Genomic DNA, 17,335 nt, shown 5'->3' with positions numbered 1-17,335 from the left:
ACCAGGATATCCTCAATGGCCGCGAAACCGAGATCGATACGCTGAACCTCGCCATTGCGGCAATAGCAAATCAAAAGGGAAACGCGGAACTCGTGCGGGAAACGCGACTACTCGGGGAATTGGTACGTTTGAAGGCGGCGATTTTTCGGCGTAAATGATACTCCCTAGCGTAGGGCTTCACCCTACGTTAGGGATTGCGCCCTTTCAGGGCTGCTTGGACTTGTGGCAATACAAAAGCCCGATGAATTCTCATCGGGCTTGCAATCATCTACTTTCGATTGGTGAAGAAGCTGATGAGCTCTTTGGAATAGAGGTCGGGTACTTCCAGGGCTGCGAAGTGGCCGCCCTTTTTCATGATGGAGAAGCTGGCGACGTTGACCATTCGGTCGGCCCATGCTTTGGGAAACTGGGCCTCCTTCGGAAAGAGGGATATCCCGGTTGGCACTGCTACGCGTTGAGAAGACTTCAGGCCACCCATGTAACTGGCCCGCGCATTTTCAGCATACATCCTGATAGAAGAATTAATGGATTGTGTGACCCAATAGATCATGATGTTGGTGATCAGCTCATCTTTCGTTAAGGCATTTTCAATTTTCCCGTCATGATCGCTCCAGGAATAAAACTTCTCGATCATCCACGAAGCGAGTCCCACGGGACTATCATTCAACCCGTAGCCCAGGGTTTGCGGCTTCGTAGACTGGATCATGTTGAATGCACCTTCTGTGAAGAACCACTGCTGGATCAGCTGTCCAAATGCCTGCTCCTCAGGTGTCATCGTGCTCCAATCCTCTGTGCCGTTGGGATAACCAACATCGGTTAAATGAATGGCCTTTATATTTTCAGGATATTGCACTGCCATTGATTTTGTAACAACCGATCCCATGTCGCCTCCTGCCGCAACGTATGTGCTGTAGCCCAATACTTTTGTCATCAGGTTGTTGAACAAATCAGCTACACGGTCTACATTCATTGCGGTTTGTTGCGAAAAGCCAAAGCCCGGGATCGAAGGGATCACAACATCGAAAGACTCAGTGAGCAAGGGAATAACTTTGAGAAAACGATAGAAAGAATCAGGCCATCCATGGGTAAGGATCAATGGCAAAGTGCCCTGCCCTTTTCCTTTCACATATATAAAGTGAACGGTTACGCCATCGATGTCGACTTTAAACTGAGGAAACTTGTTGATCCCGGCTTCGTGCTTCCGCCAATCGTACTCATTTTGCCAGTACGTTACCAGCTCGCGTAAATAGTCGGGATTGGTACCGTAGCTCCAGCCGGCATTTTCAGGCTCGTCCGTCCAGCGGGTCTGCTTTAACCGTGTTGCTAAATCATTCAATACTTCCTGGGGCACTTCGATCTTAAATGGTTTCATAGCTGTGTTTCGTTTTTTTTGTTGGAACAAAGCTAGATACACGGCTCCGCCTGCCATTGTAAAAAATTTACCTCTTAGATCCGCGGGCTTCGCCCCCGGCGATGAGTATTGCGGCCTTTCAGGGCTGGGCCTACCGTATTCTGTGTAACTACTTAATAATCAGGTAGGGAGTTTGAGGATCATGTCGGAGACGAGGCTGTTTGCTTCGATTGCGAGCTGGGAATTGATATAGTCGCGGGGGCTGATGCCTGAGAAGTGGGAGAAATCCTTGATCAGGTGAGCCTGGTCATAATAGCCGTAGCGATGGACAACCGAAAACCAATCGATATTGTTTTTCTGTATTTGGACCTCCTTTACTACCAACTGAAAACGGTTCAATCGCTGAAGATATTTTGGGGAGAAACCGGTGTGCTTTTTAAGCAAGTGAATCACATGCTTTTGCGAGTAGCCGGACTTATGAACCAACCAATCAATAGGCTTGTCAATGTTCTGGTCGATGAACCGAATGATCTCATGCTCGGTACTATGACCTACACGGTATTGCAAAAAGTAGCTTTCGATCAAGGCAAACATCTCCGCAGGGCCGGAAGCATTGATGATTCTCTGATACAAATGCCGGAATGAGTTCCCCAGCAGGTCTTCCGCTTCGATGCCAACGTGGTCGATAGCCGTGATCGGCATTTTGGTGAGGCAAAAAAAGCCGCCCGCGGTAAACCGTACGCTTATGATCGAGGAATCGGTGTTATTCTTGTACAGGATGGCTTGCTTCTGTACGCCGGAGATCCATGCTCTCTTTACTTCGTGTTTTTGCTGAAGGCTCTCTCCCGGATAAATGGTGTTGACGGTATTGTCATTCAGCTCGATCACGAGGTTAATGCCACCATCCGGTAATTCTTTTAAATAAGGAATGGGTAAAGAACCACTCACATACACCATGTGCTCGATAAAATTCGATAACGGGAACTTCGGTGTGTGCTTATGGACTTCCATGGTTTGATGTAATGTACGGAATTTTGGGGGTTTACGTAACGCCGTAACGTAGGGCTACACCCTACGTTTGGAGTGTGGCGCCCTTTCAGGGCTGGTTCAACGGATAGGCCAGGATCACGACCGGTTCGAGGTTGTTTTCGATACCGGCAACTTTTTCATTGTTCCGGTTGTAGGCGCCGATGTAGCTGTTTGCAATCACGTATAACTTGTTGGAAAAAATAGCAGCGGTTGTGGGATCACGGAAGAATGCATTGTCTTCATCTATGACCCTTTCCTTAACAAGGCCGCTTCCCTCGGCATTCAGATGGTATTGCACGATCGATCTGTCAGCTACGCCGATAATGCTGTTGTTCCAAAGCACAATACCATCGAGCCACAACGATCTTCTGGAATCGCTAAAGGCGAGCGGCAGCAATTTTTTTGAGACCGGATCCAGGTGCACGAGGCCCTTGCGTGTAGCAATATAGATCCTGCCGTGCGCGTTGTGGGCAATTCCGTTAGCACCCGCAAGCATGAGTGTGTCGTGAAGGAACAGGTTCAATTTTCGATGCGCGATGTCAAGCTCGTAGATCGAGGATGCATAAGTGTCGCTGATATAAATTTTGCCGTTTGTATGAATGGTGAAGTCATTGAACAGATGCTGCACGGTATCTCTGATCGAATACTTCTGTTTTAACGAACCCGATGCAAGGTCGAAAGCATGCAGCTGCGAGGTATACCATTTTCCCTGCTTTTGATTCGAGACCACCCAGAGCCACTTTTTTTTCGGGTCTATTTTTAAACCGAGGCCTTCCTGAAATCCATCCTGACCCGTGGTGATGAAGTCATTACATTTGCCCGTTGAGTCAATGGCTATGATCTTTCTCAAAGCAATGCTGCTCACATAGATCTTTCCGTCGGCGGGGTTCACGGTTATTCCTTCCGGGATGACGTGCCTTTCCGTTTTGGTAAAAATCGCCTTGGGTGGTTGGGAGAATGCGGTGATGATGGATGTCAGATAGATAAAAATCAGGAGGTCTCTTTTCATCGATGCGTTGATGTTAAATGTCTGTTAAAGATAAGCGGAATCAGCAAAGACACAAGTAACTTTTGGCGCGAGCCGCACAGTACTATGCGACGATTGGGGAACTAAGTTCCCGGGGGAAGAGATGCTATGAAATAGATTTTTTAAGGCGCCGGAAGAAACTTCCGCGCCAGGTGCCAGGTGCAGTCTGAAGACTGTAATCATCAGGGGCACAAGTGACCTCACGCACCTTCCATACGCACAACACTGACACCAGGGCTCATTTTCGCTTTTTGATGAAGAATGGACGGCCGAATCCCGTCAGCGTGTTGCTTAGCTGGTCAGTGGCGACAGGTTTTCCCTCCCGGAAAAACTGGATGGTATTTTTTTGCGAGCTAACGCGTACGCTATCGCCTTTGGCTACCAGGTTGCCGTTGGGTATGATGAAGATAACGGTATCGGCTGAGCGATGGAAGATCAGGTATAACATGTCATGTTGTTTAAAGAATGGCTTCAAACTGTCTTCACGATGGGTCTGCGGATCACCCGAGGTAAGCAGGCACCAAAGCCGGCCTGTATGCTCGTTAAACATGCGCACGCTATCTACCCGGGCGGAAAACTCGTAACGCAATGCTTTGGCGAACCACTCCCGCTCATCGGTCATGTCATTGTTCTGCCTAAAGAAGAGCCTGGCAATGAGGAGCAGGCATAACAATCCGATACCACCTGTAATAAGCAACGTTTTCTTCATGTGGCGCGATGGTTTTTGAACCTTGTGCTAAAATACGCCTTGGGATGCGGGTGTGCAAAACGGTCTTAAGGATGTAGGTGTCAGTAAATGACCTTGCGCTCAGGCCTAATGCGCAGCACTTGCGGAACACGATGGGGAACGTGTTGGTGAAGAACACCAACACGGGGCGGACAGAACACCAACACGGGCGGGGCTTCACCCTGCGCTAGGGTATTGCGCCCTTCAGGGCTGCACATACTTGTGTCAAGGTGTTGTGCAGTCTGAAGACTGCGAGCATTGTGGTCACAAGTGACCTTACGCGCTTTCATACGCACAACACTTGCTCCAGTGGGTCAACGGAGCAATACTACCTGTCCGTGTGATTTGTTTCCGGCGGTGAGTGTGGTGCCGTCGAGGTAGTGGCCCTGGAGGGTCCAGGTGTAGGAGCCGGCGGGCATGTCGCGGCCCTGGTAACGGCCGTTCCAGCCGTCTTCGGTGGCGGTGGTGATGTCGGTGGTGGTGAACACTTCGTTGCCATCTGTGCTGTATATGCTGAAGCGGATGTCGGCTATGCCGGAGGCCCGTACGCGGAAGACATCATTGGCGCCGTCGCCGTTGGGTGAGAAAAGCGTGGGAACAAATGCTGGCTGGATGGCATCTGATACAGTCACGGTAAAGGTGATCAGGGTTTCATCCATACCGCTCGATGCAGTGCCGCCATTGTCGCGGATCACCACTGTAATTGTCGCCATGTCGATCATACCCTGGATGGGTGCCAGCTGCAACGTGGCTGTACCGTTGCCAGACAGGGTTACCGTTGGGTCCGCGAGCAATGAATGCGTGTCGGAGAAAGCTGTTACCGTTAACTGCTGACTTGTTTCGCCCGGTCCCGGATCAAGGCCCGTGAGTGTGATTGTCAATGGCTGACTGTTAACGGCCACCGCTACATCCCCTACCGGGTCCATGTGCGGCGCATCGTTCACGGCGTTCAGTGTAATGTTAAATGTAACAGGTGCGCTTTGATCTATACCGCCGTTGGCTGTGCCGCCGTCATCCTTCAATACCACGGTAACGATGGCTACGCCCCACTTATTGGGCGCCGGCGTAAAGGTGAGGGTGCCTGAAGCGCTGATGGCGGGTTGCACGCTGAATAAAGCATTGTTATCGTTGCTCACATTGAAGCTCAAGGCCTGACCCGATTCATGGGGCAGTCCGGCGGAAATATTTGTAGCCCACCCTGCCAGGTTTTGCGCCACGGCATCTTCGTTCACGGCTACATCAGCACCTTTTGTGAACCCAGGAGCCCTGTTGCTTGCCATCACTGACAACCTAAACGTGGTCGCTGCACTTTTATCCACACCTCCATTGGCAGTGCCGCCATCATCCTGCAGCACCACCGTGATGGTAGCTTCGCCCCAGGCATCCGGTGCGGGTGTAAAGGTGAGCGTGCCCGCAGTGCTGATGGTGGGTTGCACACTGAACAACGCATTATTGTCATTGCTCACCTGAAAGCTCAACGCCTGACCCGATTCATTGGCAGGGCCTTTGGATATGTTCGCGGCCCATGACACCAGGTTTTGCGCTGCAGCGTCTTCGTTCACCACTACATCCGCGCCTTTTGTAAAGGAGGGCAGGTCATTTACGGCGTTCAGGGTCACCGTAAATGTGGTGGCTGCGCTTTGATTCACGCCACCATTCGCGGTGCCACCGTTATCCGCTATTGCTACGGTTACGGTTGCCGAGCCCCAAGCGTCTGCTGCAGGCGTAAAGGTAAGTGTGCCGGAGGCGTCGATGGCTGGTTGCACACTGAACAACGTATTGTTGTCATTGCTGACATTGAAGCTCAACCCCTGGGCCGATTCGTTGGCGGGACCTGCAGATAAGCTCGTGGCCCACCCCGCTATGCTTTGCGCAATAGCATCCTCGTTGACGCCTACATCAGCGCCTTTTGTAAAGGCAGGCACATCATTCACAGCGTTAAGGGTAATGGTGAACGTCACGGCTGCGCTTTCATCCACGCCGCTATTGGCCGTGCCGCCGTCGTCCCGTAACGACACCGTTACAATGGCTGCGCCCCATGCATTGACCGCGGGCGTGAAGGTGAGCGTGCCCGAAGCATCGATGGCAGGTTGGGCGCTGAACAATGTATTGTTATCGTTGCTCACCTGGAAGCTCAGCGACTGACCGGATTCGTTAGCCGCGCCTTTGGAAATACCCGTAGCCCACGTCACCAGGCTTTGCGCGGCAGCATCTTCGTTCACCGCTACATCAGCGCCTTTTGTAAAAGAAGGCACATCATTCACGGCGTTGAGGGTAATGGTAAATGTGACGGCTGCACTTTCGTCAACGCCGCTGTTGGCCGTGCCACCGTCATCCTTTAACGACACCGTTACGGTAGTGGCGCCCCACGCATTGGCCGCCGGTGTGAAGGTGAGCGTGCCCGAAGCATCGATGGCGGGTTGGGCGCTGAACAATGTATTGTCATCGTTGCTCACCTGGAAGCTCAGCGACTGACCGGATTCGTTGGCAGGACCTTTGGAAATGCCCGTTGCCCACCCTGCTACACTTTGGGTGGCAACATCTTCATTCACGACCACATCAGCACCTTTTGTAAAAGAAGGTACATCATTCACGGCATTGAGGGTAATGGTAAACGTGATCGCTGCGCTTTCATCTTCGCCACCGTTGGCTGTGCCGCCGTCATCCTGTAGCGCCACCGTTACAGTAGCCGTTCCTGCTGCATTCGCCGCGGGTGTGAAGGTAAGCGTACCGGAGGCATCGATGGCGGGTTGTGCGCTGAATAAGGTATTGTTATCGTTGGTGACCTGAAAGCTCAGCAACTGGCCCGCTTCGTGGGCCGGGCCAACAGACAGGTTCGTAGCCCAGGCTGCTATGCTTTGGGCGGTGACGTCTTCGTTCACGGTTACATCAGCACCTTTGGTAAATGATGGCGCATTGTTGACCTGGGTTACCACGACTGATGTGATGTTGTCTGTGGTGACAGGACTCACATTATCATTGGCAAAGATGGTAAAATCCACCGTTTCACTGGCACCCAAAGCAAGGCGCCCCGCAGCCGGCGCGAATACCAGTGACCGCAGCGCGGCCTGTGCGTCACTGGCTGTGCCAATAAATGAATAGTTGCTGGCAGCGGAACCAGTGAATCCGGTAGCCGCGAGCGAGGCAGGCGTAAAACTTCCCTTTGCCGCAACATCCAACTGCACAGTTATGGAAAGGATCTGGCCTGCATCACTGTCACTGAGGGTCAAGGCTGCAAAAGGTGCCACTGTTGCGTTTGCATGAACCAATTGGCCAGCCAGTGTTCCGGACACAACGGGTGGCATATTATTGCAAAACCAGGCGATCCTGCCGTCGGCGAAAGAAGCGGACAACGCATCCAGGTCGCCGTCACTATCCAGATCTGCTGCATAGACAGAAAACACACCCAGCGCACTGCTGCTGGTAGCCAGGACCTGGTTTGAAAAGAACCCCGATCCAACATTCTCCATTCTGGCAATGCTCACGAGACCTGCTTTACCCACCAGCACGTCCCGATCGCCGTCTCCATCCATGTCAGCGGTATGAACATCATACAAGAGATCCGCCGAGTTCAGGATGAGATTCGATGTAAACGACTGCGAGCCGTTATTTTTATACCATCGGATGCTGCTGCCATTGCTTGCGACTACATCCATATCACCATCACCATCGATGTCTGTGGCTGAACCTGCGTCCGCCGTGGTAGCGACGATCATCTGTTCCGTAAAACCTGCCAGGCCATCATTCTTATACCAGACGATCTTGCCCGTCCACATCGAGAGTATATCCAGATCACCGTCGCTATCGATGTCGGCGGCAGAAACAAAATACGCGCCATTAGTGGTGAAGGCATGCGGCGTAAAACTTGCCGAACCGTTGTTCTCGTACCAGGTCAGCGGCGTTGAAGCCACCAGCACATCGAGGTCGGCATCGCCATCCAGGTCTGCGGCAGAAACCCTGCCCGGCGGGCCTGCCGCGATGGCAACGACACGCGGCGTAAAATTTTGGGCACCGTCATTCTCATACCAGGCGACCTTGTTATCACTATAAGATGTTGACAAGACATCAAGGTCACCATCCGCATCCAGGTCTGCGGCAGAAACGGAAGTAGCGCCATCCGCGGCAGTGGTAATGGTATGCGCGGTAAAGGTTTCCGAACCATCGTTCTCGTACCAGGCGATCTTATCGTCACCATTGGATGCGGACAATACGTCCAGGTCACCATCGCCATCTATGTCGGCGGCATAAGCTGCATACGGAACGATCAACGAGTTTGCGATCGGAGTCCTGGGCACGAACTGTGGCGTGACGGCAGCGGAGGCGACCGTGAAACACCAGGTGTACGCCGTGGTAAGCCCGAGGCCCGTGGTCAGGGTAATGGTGATGGTCTCGCCTGCTTTAAAGTTGCGTGCGGGATCAAAAGTTATGGTATTGGTGCCGCCGCCTGTGAAGCTACCTGTGAACATTCCGGTCTGCGAGCCCCATGCCCGGAAGGTGGCCGTGCTCACATTGCCCGAAGCAATTACCGCATCAAACACTACGGTGATATTGGAAGCCGCCGCTACCTGTTGCGCATTGGTTGCCGGGGTAACGCTGACCACATCAGCCCCTTGCGCGCACCTCGGGACTGATAACAATGCCATAATTACCAGAACGGCGTGCAAGGATGTAGCGAGCCTACGACGAATTATCAACAACATGATGTGATGCATATTTATCTCCTGATCCATTCAAATTCTACTCTCCTGTTCTGCTGACGTCCCGCCTCGGTGTCGTTGCTGGCGATGGGCTTTTGAATATCCATGCCGATGACCACGAGCCTTTCGGCAGGCACCCCTTTCGCGATGAGCTTCTGCGCTACAGCTTCGGCGCGTTCATGCGAGATCCGTTCGTTGATGGCCTTGTCGCCCACGGTACAGGTATGTCCTGTGATCTTCAACTGATAATCGGGGTGGTTATTCAACGCAGCTACCAATTTGTCCAGGAAGGCGTCATTCACTGCGGACACGGCTTCGCTGCCCAGTTGAAATTGGATCTGAACGTCTGACAACTGTTCTTCTTCCGGCGTCAACACAGTGCCGGTGACCTCCTGTACCGGTGTGGCTTGCTTCGTTTCCTCAGCGGCTACCGGTGGCGGAACCGGCTCGGCCACTGCCTGAGGCGCTGGTGAGGGCGCGGTGATCACTGGGTCAGGGACCGCAGCTGCCTGGGGTTTTATTTTTTCTTTGCGTTTCAAACGCCAGCCCAACGAGAGCTCGAAAGCATTGTTGATGTTGGCAACCTGACCGGGTGCGGTGGAGACGTCCATCGACGCGGCCAGCACATATGCCTTGTGCTCGTATTGAATGGCTGCAACAGCAGCGCCGGTAGTTTTATACCACACGCCGGCGCTCAGTACATCAGTGGAAAGACCGGGGGCATAACTTACCCGGGCACCCAGGTTAGCCATGGACGTTCCATTGTTGATGTACCGGAACGTTGGCGAAACCGAGACGCGCTCACGCCTCACTACTTCGAGCTCACCGGTCACTACATAGGTCACGGGCTCCCCTGCCGCGTCATGCAGCAGCTCGAAGGATGGCCTGTTGACGTTATAAGCCGCGATGCCCAGCGATGCTCTTTCATGTTGGTCGGCATCGGTCAGCACCCAACAGAAGCCCGCGTTGATCACAGCGCGGGTCACCGCATTGGACTGAAAATTTTCACCGTTGGAAAGCGAAGGGTCATACGCACCGAAGTTAAACTGGCTATCGGTGGTCATGCTGGCATCTACTCTTTTGTTCGTTACGCCTCCGCCAATACCCGCCGCCATGTGGCTTGTGCTGCTCAGGTGAACGGTATAGGCAAAGGTACCCGTGGCGCCTGTCACCTTATACAGCCCGTTCGGGCCGGCTTGCTGACTGATAACGTTGACCCCTATGCCCCCGTAACGCCATCCGCTGACCTTCCGGAAGAATGGCATCACAAAGGATACGGAAGGGATCTGATAGCTGGCCACGCGTGACCGCCTGTATTGAAAGGTGAGCTGGGTATAGTCCGTCAGCGACGCCCTGGCCGGGTTGGTCAGCAATGGGGCGTTATTATACTGGGAGTAGGCTATGAACTGCGCCTGGGCCGTATGATAAGTGCAATAGCAAAAAAGGAGTACTGAACAAACAAACCGGATCACCATCAGGAATAAGAAAGCTAAAGGATCAAAGCCTCAAATGTGCCCCTGCCGGCGCAAAAACCTGTATAAATTTTGGACAGTGTTGGTAAATTTCAGGACAGGGAAGCACCCATCACTTGCCCCAAGCTTCGCAACGGCTTTGCGCGCAACACCTGCATCCGATAAAGAAAATACCGCCAATTTGATCCAGAAGTGAAAAACTCTTAGTAAACTTATGGTTGCCCGTCTTATCATAAACCCGTATGAACCAGGACCCTAACAGCTCGTTTGTTACAAAAGTCATATTGCGGCAATCGATTGCCTCAGTGCGGTTGCTGATCGCGCTGTTTACTGTTACCGCCGCAGTGACCAAACTTTTGTATGATCGCTTTCTGCCGGAGCTGAACGACCTGGATGCGGTGCGCTGGACCATCATCGGATTTGGCTGCGTGTTCTTTGTCGCTACTTATTTCAAGTATAAGCGTGGCGTGGTTGTTTCTTACTTTTCTCTTTTCCTGTATCTGTGCTCGCTTCTCTATGTTATCGCGTTTACGGTGATCAACCGGTTCGATCCAAATGCCGTGATCATTTTAACATTGGTATTGGGGGCCAGCTCCGTTATTATCAACAGCCTGGTCTATTACGGGATCCAGAGCATCATCGTGGTGCTGGCATCGGTGTTTGCTTATTCGGGCTCGGACATGGGCAATGAAAACCTGATCGCGTTCATGAACCTGATGCTCGCGCTGGGCGTCTTCGGAATTGTGATCACAGTTCGGCTGAAACTTATTTCGAGCATCAAAGATTCTCAATCGAATCTCGAAAAGCTCAATGTTCTATCCATCGTTGCCAATAAGAATGGCGAAATTGTTTTTGTCAGCCCTTCGGTACGAAATCTTCTTGGATATGAGCCGAAAGAGCTGGTGAAGGATGGATGGTGGAGCTCGCAGAACTTACGCGATGGATGGATCAGCCGTGATTATATTTTGAATTATCCGAATATTCTGCCGAAAGAGATCATGTCGATGGAAACCAGTGTTGTAAACAAAGAAGGAAAGAAGGTGTGGTTCAACTGGGTTAATTCGATGTTACCGAATGGTAATTATGTGGGGGTTGCTATGGATATTACGAAGTATAAAGGTTAAGGTTTAAGGTTAGAAGTTTAAAGTTAGAAGTTTAAAGTTTAAGGTTTAAGGTTGATCTTCGGGCGAATGGCAGGTAAGTTCGAATATACAACATTGGCCCATCGATACACGGCGCGATATCCGGTGCTGACGTATGTGGGTACACAGGCAAATTTCTGGATCATTGCCAACGTTCTGCTGGCCGTCATTTTCCATTTCCAGTCGCACCTGATCACGGTCACTTACCAGGTTCCTGTCGGAGGAAGTTTCGGGCCTTTAGCGCTGATCTCCGTGATATTGGGAATGCTCTACGGCATTACGCTCGGACTGACCGGTTACTACCTCGATAAATATGTCTCTAAAAAGCTGGCGCTCGGCAAAGTAATCCTGTTAAGGACCCTTATATCGTTGGTGGTGCTCATGTTGGATCTGGCGCTACTGCGTTACGTATTCTTCGACCGACTGATCGCACCTTCCATGTTCATCGCAGGCACCACCCTGGTTGAAGAAGTCTGGAAGTCGCTCTTTCTTTTGCTGGTGATCTATTATGCTTTTATGACCCTCGTCATCAGCTTCATTAACCAGGTCAACAAAAAGTACGGACCGGGAATACTTTTGCCGTTGCTGCTTGGACGATACCGTAAGCCCCGGGAAGAAAACCGGATCTTCATGTTTATGGATCTGAAGTCATCGACAACCACTGCAGAACAGCTCGGCCACCTGAAGTACAGCGCCTTTATCCGCGACTGCTTTTCAGACATCAACGAGGTTCTCTATCCTTTCTATGCACAGGTTTACCAGTATGTTGGCGATGAAATTGTTGTTACCTGGCCCGAACGTGAAGGCCTGAAAGGTCATTCCTGTCTTCTGTTCTATTTTGCCTGCCGCAAACAATTTATGACCAGGTCAGATTATTACATGTCGAATTATGGCCTTCTGCCTGACTTCAAAGCCGGCGCACATACCGGCACCGTCACGGCCGTGGAGATCGGAGAAGTGAAACGCGACATTGCCTACCACGGCGACATCCTCAATACCGCGGCCCGGATCCAGAGCGTTTGCAACGAACACCAAAAGAGCTTCATCGTGTCACAACACCTGCTTGAAAAAGTAAACCTGCCTGTGAATCTGCGCGCGCAACACCTGGGAAGCATTCTGCTAAAAGGAAAGGCCAGCGCCGTTGAACTGGTGAGCGTCGAAGAATGATACGGCTGAAAGTTATCTGACGCAACTGCCCCCCTATTTTGCCACGATCTACGTTCAGTGCCGGGTTGAGTGAAGGGTTGCCACGAGATCGATTTCTCTAAGCGATTAAGATTTCGGTGCCGCTCCCAGGCCCTACCTTCGCCATCACCTGCGCTAAAGCTTCGGCGATCGAAGAAGGCTACGGCAGACGCAGCGCGGCGGGGGCCTCGTCATATGCCATTCGGACTCAACCCAACCTCCGCCTTCGCTATCGCTACGGACGGACGCGGCGCACGTGCCACTGCCAGGCCGAAGATTGGCTTATGTCCTCATGTCATATGACTGGAAGGAGCTTCGTTCAGAGGTTCAGTGCTGACGGCCTGTGGGAGCGTGAACCTACGCTTATGCCAATCTCATTTACCCCAGTCTGGGTCATATAAAGCTGCGTAGTTTTGAAATACTTTTGGATCATCTATGATCGTAAAGCAGGTACTTCCTACTGACAAGGATGTTGTTTCTCTGATAGAAAAACTCAATGAATATCAAATTGGCTTGTATGGCTTGGCGGCCTGCAATCTTGAATCACCGGAGTCGCTTCTGGTCAACAATGCATTTATGGTCGGCGCGTTTATGGAGGATACGTTGATCGGGATTGGTGCGGTGAAAATTGTTGACACTTATGCGGAGCTGAAGCGCATGTTTGTGAGGGAAGAGTATCGTGGCTTGCCTTGTGCAACGTTGATATTGACCGAGCTTGAGAATTATGCCAGGTCAAAAGGAATTGCTGTGGTGTTCCTGGAAACGGGGAATCAGCATCATGCAGCGATTCGGTTTTATAAACGGATGGGGTATCGGGAGGTTGATTCTTTTGGAGCGTATCGGCCGAATGATGTTAGTGTTTATTTTTCAAAGGAATTAATAAATCGATCTTAGTTATACTGGTCCTGTAGAACGCTCAACGCTTCTAGATTTCGTTGCTGGGTTGAGTGATTGGGGTTGCTACGAGATAGATTTCTTTTAAGCGATCAAAATCTCGGTGCCGCTCCCAGGCCGCGGCAGGGGCCTCGTCATATGCCATTCGGACTCAACCCAATCTCCGCCTTCGCTATCGCTACGGACGGACGCGGCGCACGTGCCACTGCCAGGCCGAAGATTGGCTTATGTCCTCATGTCATATGACTGGAAGGAGCTTCGTTCAGAGATTCAGTTAAAATTTTAAACTTCAAACTTCAAACCTTAAACCTTAAACCTTAAACTTTAAACCTTAAACTTCTGCAACTTACTTCACCAAACCCTTGTAGTGGCCTTTGATAAACTCGTCGATGGTTTGGTAGTAGGCTTCGAGCTCCATTTCGTCGAGGTCGATGATCACCTGGTTATTATTTTGCATCTGGACCTGCACTTTGTGAAGGACGTCGTCTTCGTCTTTAATAAGAACGATCTCGCGGATCTCACGCACGCGCAGTACGCCTTCTTTTTCGTTGTTTTTATATTCGATGGTGTCGTTGGTCAGTTTCAGGAAGTCGTTGTAGTTCTTGATGCCTGACATCAGCTTGCCGGCCACCGGCGCGATCACACAAACGGCTGCCCAGATGGAGAACGGCACATAACTGATCTCGTAGTTGAAAAAGATAAAACCGACAATCACCGGTATGATGCAGTAGATCAGGATCTGTGTCTTCAGCTTGGTGAAGTGATTCTTGAAAATAACTTTGTCTTCCGTAGGTTTGATGCGTACGGGGAACAAAAACTCTTCCCAAAGGATCAGGGCCATGATCACAACGGCGGTCCCTGCCAGGAACATGCCCAAAAGCGGGCTGCCACCGTCCATTACTTCAGACCACCTTACGTCGAAAATCTCAAAGGATAAAAAAGCTGACAGCACAAATATCAGTAACAGAAGCCCGATACTGAATTCCACAGGATACGTGGGTCGAATGATCTTAGCCATAATAAATTGCAACAATAATTTGGGCGCAATTATAGCTAAAAAATCGCTTCTGGAACAGCTTAAAAATTTGCACCGGCGCCCTGTTTAAATAGTTACCTGTAAGATTTGCACGATGATCGCATTCCTCCTGCCTGGTTACTATTCAAACAACCTGGCCACAACCCACATCACCGCTGCTGTAGTATGCGTCCAGATCTCTTTATAGGTAGCGTTCACTTGCATGGGCATGTAGGGTTCATCGTCATTCTCAAAGGTCTCGATGCCTACGGGAACGGCGCCGACCACATCGCCGGCATAGCCACCATACAACGGCGGATAGTCGTAACCATCGCCATAGATCGTGCTCATGGCGAAGGAGTTATATCCAACCACATACTCCAATTGGCGTGTGGCGATCTCCCTCAGCTTGTTATCTTTCAGCACACCGGCGAGCATCAACGCAGCCTTGGCCTTGCCCAGCACAATGGCGTGGAAACCCCTGAACTGGTAAGCCACCGGAAAACGCCGCAGGTAGAAATTACCACCCAGGGCTATCCCCTTCTTTACCTGGGCGTTGTATTCCTCCATCGAAGGCATCCCGACCTGGGCGCCTTCATGATAGATGCCGCCAAAGTCTGCGTTGCCGATCTCGTAGACGGCCGCAGGCAACACGCCGTAGGGACTGATGCTTGCTGAAATATCGTGCAGGTAATCGGCGTAAGCCTGGCAGGAATTTTTCCACAGCGCCGCGTCGGCATGATCCGGTGCATTTTTCAACAGCATGGTAAGCCCCTGGATAATAAGCTCCTCATTGCTCTGATGGAAATACGCCAGGGGTCGTTTCCTGCTTCGCGATTCGAAGAAAAAACCGTGAAGGGGTATCGACCAGTCTTTGCGCCGCTCCATTTGCTGGCAGGCCATCACAACCTTTGCGAACTCCGATGCCTTGTCCAGGTAACGTTTATCGCCCGTGAGCTCGTACAAGCTTGCCGCAGACGTAGTAGCCATCGCGTAAAGCTCTGCCTCATTTTTTTCATTCAGGGCCTGCCCTATCATCTCCTCGGCAAATTGAAAATCCTCAACAGAAGCTTTTCGGCACCATGCAGCGAAGACACCATCTGTTGTTTCATAAAACGGGACAGCGCGGGCGGTGAGCATTGCAGCGTGAAAGTTATCGAAAGGATTGTTGGACGCCTTCGTCTCCATGTCGTCTTTGGTACCGATCAGGTTGTCGGTCCAGATACCTACGATCAGGCCTCCATCGCGGTAGCCATCACCGAAACGTGTGCTCAAAGTCCAGTTGATGCCCCACCGCGCTTCTTCCAGCAGGCGGCTGTAAAGATCCGGTTGCTTTTCACGGATTGACCCGGCGAGCTCCAGCATGGCCAAAGCTCCCCGGATCGTGTTACCAACACCTTGCGTCAGGTCAGCGGCATCGTGCCATCCACCGTTGACCACCATACGCCTTCCGTTGGGATGTACACAAAAGATATCTTTATGACAAACCTGGTGAATGCCAGGCTGATCAAATCCACAACGCTCCGCGAAGAAGAAGTTCAGCGTTCTCCACGCCGTGGCCAGGTAAGCATCGTCCCCAATGGCAAATGGCTTCGACTGCAGGTTACCGATCTTCAGCGTATAATACCCGGGGGTGTCAAACGCCGTGAAGTCCATTTCCACAAAATCTTTTTCAAGTCGTCTTCCCTCGCCTGAAAACACAACCTTGTTACCGGCATCCAGCAGCTCGAAACGGGTGCTGGCAGTATGTTGGGACAGGGCTTGTTTTCTGGCGCCCTTTTTATAACCGCTGTGGCTATAGGCCAGCGCATCTTTTCTCAGATCAAAACCCCTGGTGTTTTCCGGCACCACTTCTTCGATGCGGAGATCATCCACATAAAGTTTCATGCGGTCAGCCGCACCGTCGGGCGAGCCGCTGAGCATGAGGCTGACGGAGATGCCTGTAACCTGGTCGCGGTACAGGTCCGGGATCTCCCAGATGATCTGTTGCCATGCACCAGGATATACAGTCAGAAAATGCTGGCCTTCAAACCGCCCCGGTGTGGGCATGATGTGCTTGCCTTCGTTGTAAAGTGTCACGCCAACAAAGGCTGAGTAAAAGCCGGGAGCATCCAGCTTCACCCATGCGGAGATTCTGTTGTACGAAGCGAGGTTCTCGTTTTTCAATGGCCTGATCACTTCGGCAAAAGCGTAGCTCCGGTTGGAGGGATTTTTTATGGCCAGCGATGCCGGTGTTTCCAGGAGCACACTCCCTTGTCCTGAGACTGAAATGTCTTTGACGGCTGTCAGCGTGCCGGGGCCTTTGATCTTGAGGGTGCTGAGGTCGGAAGCCAGGGGAAGGGTTCTTGAGCGGAGTACTTTTTTCTTTTGCCAGCGGGTGAATGCCATGTCTGTGGAGTCGGGTTTCATGATGGACCTTAAGTGATGGCTTTGCTGAAGCTGTTGTGTGAAGGGTGTGTGCTGGCTGCGGGATTGGGTGGAGGTGAGCAACAGGGTTGTGAGTAAGAGAATGAGGACAGGCTTCATGGGGTTTTGAATTTGTAGAAACGGTACAAGTTAGATTTTTTTTGATAACGATGCGGTTGCTGCGATATCGGCTGGGCTTTGGGTATGCAAGTCGTGATTCGGACCTGGCTCAAATGATAGTTTTGTTGGATGTGATTTTGAGCAACTGATTGAGATTTCGGTGCCGCTCCCAGGCCGCGGCGGGGGCCTCGGGCTATTTCACTAGGGCGCCACCCCCACCCCCGCCGCGGAGGGCCCCCCCCAAAAGTGGGGTATTGGGGCAGGGGGATG

11 protein-coding genes are annotated in these 17,335 nt (G+C 51.7%); 3 read left to right on the top strand and 8 right to left on the bottom strand.

The annotated features are described in order from the left end of the window. Nucleotides 1-268 precede the first annotated feature (268 nt). The 6 genes from KK083_RS31890 to KK083_RS31865 form a co-directional block, all read right to left on the bottom strand. Nucleotides 269-1,372, bottom strand: coding sequence for an epoxide hydrolase family protein (locus KK083_RS31890; RefSeq protein WP_254170219.1), 1,104 nt, complete (start codon nucleotides 1,370-1,372; stop codon nucleotides 269-271). A 159-nt stretch (nucleotides 1,373-1,531) separates the two neighbouring features. Beyond that, nucleotides 1,532-2,362 (bottom strand): helix-turn-helix domain-containing protein, encoded by an 831-nt coding sequence (locus KK083_RS31885; RefSeq protein WP_254170218.1) that lies wholly within the window; start codon nucleotides 2,360-2,362, stop codon nucleotides 1,532-1,534. A gap of 85 nt (nucleotides 2,363-2,447) precedes the next feature. Beyond that, nucleotides 2,448-3,389 carry an SMP-30/gluconolactonase/LRE family protein gene (locus KK083_RS31880; protein WP_254170217.1) on the bottom strand — a complete coding sequence of 314 codons (942 nt, stop codon included), beginning with the start codon at nucleotides 3,387-3,389 and terminating at the stop codon, nucleotides 2,448-2,450. A gap of 256 nt (nucleotides 3,390-3,645) precedes the next feature. Then, nucleotides 3,646-4,116 carry a hypothetical protein gene (locus tag KK083_RS31875; RefSeq protein WP_254170216.1) on the bottom strand — a complete coding sequence of 157 codons (471 nt, stop codon included), beginning with the start codon at nucleotides 4,114-4,116 and terminating at the stop codon, nucleotides 3,646-3,648. Between the two features lie 332 nt (nucleotides 4,117-4,448). Continuing rightward, nucleotides 4,449-8,777, bottom strand: a complete 4,329-nt coding sequence (locus KK083_RS31870) for an FG-GAP-like repeat-containing protein (RefSeq protein ID WP_254170215.1) — start codon at nucleotides 8,775-8,777, stop codon at nucleotides 4,449-4,451. 71 nt (nucleotides 8,778-8,848) lie between these two features. Further along, nucleotides 8,849-10,306: a PorP/SprF family type IX secretion system membrane protein gene (locus KK083_RS31865; protein ID WP_254170214.1), complete on the bottom strand. Its 1,458-nt coding sequence runs from the start codon at nucleotides 10,304-10,306 to the stop codon at nucleotides 8,849-8,851. 239 nt (nucleotides 10,307-10,545) lie between these two features. On the opposite strand from KK083_RS31865, the gene KK083_RS31860 reads away from it, so the two are divergent. The 3 genes from KK083_RS31860 (at nucleotide 10,546) to KK083_RS31850 (ending at nucleotide 13,524) form a co-directional block, all read left to right on the top strand. Next, on the top strand, nucleotides 10,546-11,427 hold the full coding sequence (locus KK083_RS31860; RefSeq protein WP_254170213.1) for a PAS domain S-box protein: 882 nt from the start codon (nucleotides 10,546-10,548) through the stop codon (nucleotides 11,425-11,427). A 66-nt stretch (nucleotides 11,428-11,493) separates the two neighbouring features. After that, nucleotides 11,494-12,612, top strand: coding sequence for an adenylate/guanylate cyclase domain-containing protein (locus tag KK083_RS31855; RefSeq protein ID WP_254170212.1), 1,119 nt, complete (start codon nucleotides 11,494-11,496; stop codon nucleotides 12,610-12,612). A 453-nt stretch (nucleotides 12,613-13,065) separates the two neighbouring features. Then, nucleotides 13,066-13,524, top strand: coding sequence for a GNAT family N-acetyltransferase (locus tag KK083_RS31850; RefSeq protein WP_254170211.1), 459 nt, complete (start codon nucleotides 13,066-13,068; stop codon nucleotides 13,522-13,524). Between the two features lie 346 nt (nucleotides 13,525-13,870). Here the strand turns inward: KK083_RS31850 and KK083_RS31845 are convergent, their stop codons facing one another. Together KK083_RS31845 and KK083_RS31840 are read right to left on the bottom strand one after the other, a co-directional pair. Further along, a complete protein-coding gene (locus tag KK083_RS31845) occupies nucleotides 13,871-14,542 on the bottom strand; it encodes a heavy metal transporter (protein WP_254170210.1) in 672 nt (223 codons plus the stop codon). Nucleotides 14,543-14,680: 138 nt separating this feature from the next. Beyond that, entirely contained in the window at nucleotides 14,681-17,065 is a 2,385-nt protein-coding gene (locus KK083_RS31840; RefSeq protein ID WP_254170209.1) for a glycoside hydrolase family 9 protein, read from the bottom strand. Nucleotides 17,066-17,335: the final 270 nt, after the last annotated feature.

The organism is Chryseosolibacter histidinae, assembly GCF_018598225.1.
Lineage (GTDB): Bacteria > Bacteroidota > Bacteroidia > Cytophagales > Cyclobacteriaceae > Chryseosolibacter > Chryseosolibacter histidini.
Note: the sequence above shows the minus strand (reverse complement) of the source record. Positions and strands in the feature narration are given on the sequence as shown.

Bases quoted from the DNA above. Each gene is read 5' to 3' on its own strand.
- KK083_RS31890 (WP_254170219.1), bottom strand. From the start codon at position 1,372: ATGAAACCATTTAAGATCGAAGTGCCCCAGGAAGTATTGAATGATTTA.
- KK083_RS31885 (WP_254170218.1), bottom strand. From the start codon at position 2,362: ATGGAAGTCCATAAGCACACACCGAAGTTCCCGTTATCGAATTTTATC.
- KK083_RS31880 (WP_254170217.1), bottom strand. From the start codon at position 3,389: ATGAAAAGAGACCTCCTGATTTTTATCTATCTGACATCCATCATCACC.
- KK083_RS31875 (WP_254170216.1), bottom strand. From the start codon at position 4,116: ATGAAGAAAACGTTGCTTATTACAGGTGGTATCGGATTGTTATGCCTG.
- KK083_RS31870 (WP_254170215.1), bottom strand. From the start codon at position 8,777: ATGGCATTGTTATCAGTCCCGAGGTGCGCGCAAGGGGCTGATGTGGTC.
- KK083_RS31865 (WP_254170214.1), bottom strand. From the start codon at position 10,306: ATGGTGATCCGGTTTGTTTGTTCAGTACTCCTTTTTTGCTATTGCACT.
- KK083_RS31860 (WP_254170213.1), top strand. From the start codon at position 10,546: ATGAACCAGGACCCTAACAGCTCGTTTGTTACAAAAGTCATATTGCGG.
- KK083_RS31855 (WP_254170212.1), top strand. From the start codon at position 11,494: ATGGCAGGTAAGTTCGAATATACAACATTGGCCCATCGATACACGGCG.
- KK083_RS31850 (WP_254170211.1), top strand. From the start codon at position 13,066: ATGATCGTAAAGCAGGTACTTCCTACTGACAAGGATGTTGTTTCTCTG.
- KK083_RS31845 (WP_254170210.1), bottom strand. From the start codon at position 14,542: ATGGCTAAGATCATTCGACCCACGTATCCTGTGGAATTCAGTATCGGG.
- KK083_RS31840 (WP_254170209.1), bottom strand. From the start codon at position 17,065: ATGAAGCCTGTCCTCATTCTCTTACTCACAACCCTGTTGCTCACCTCC.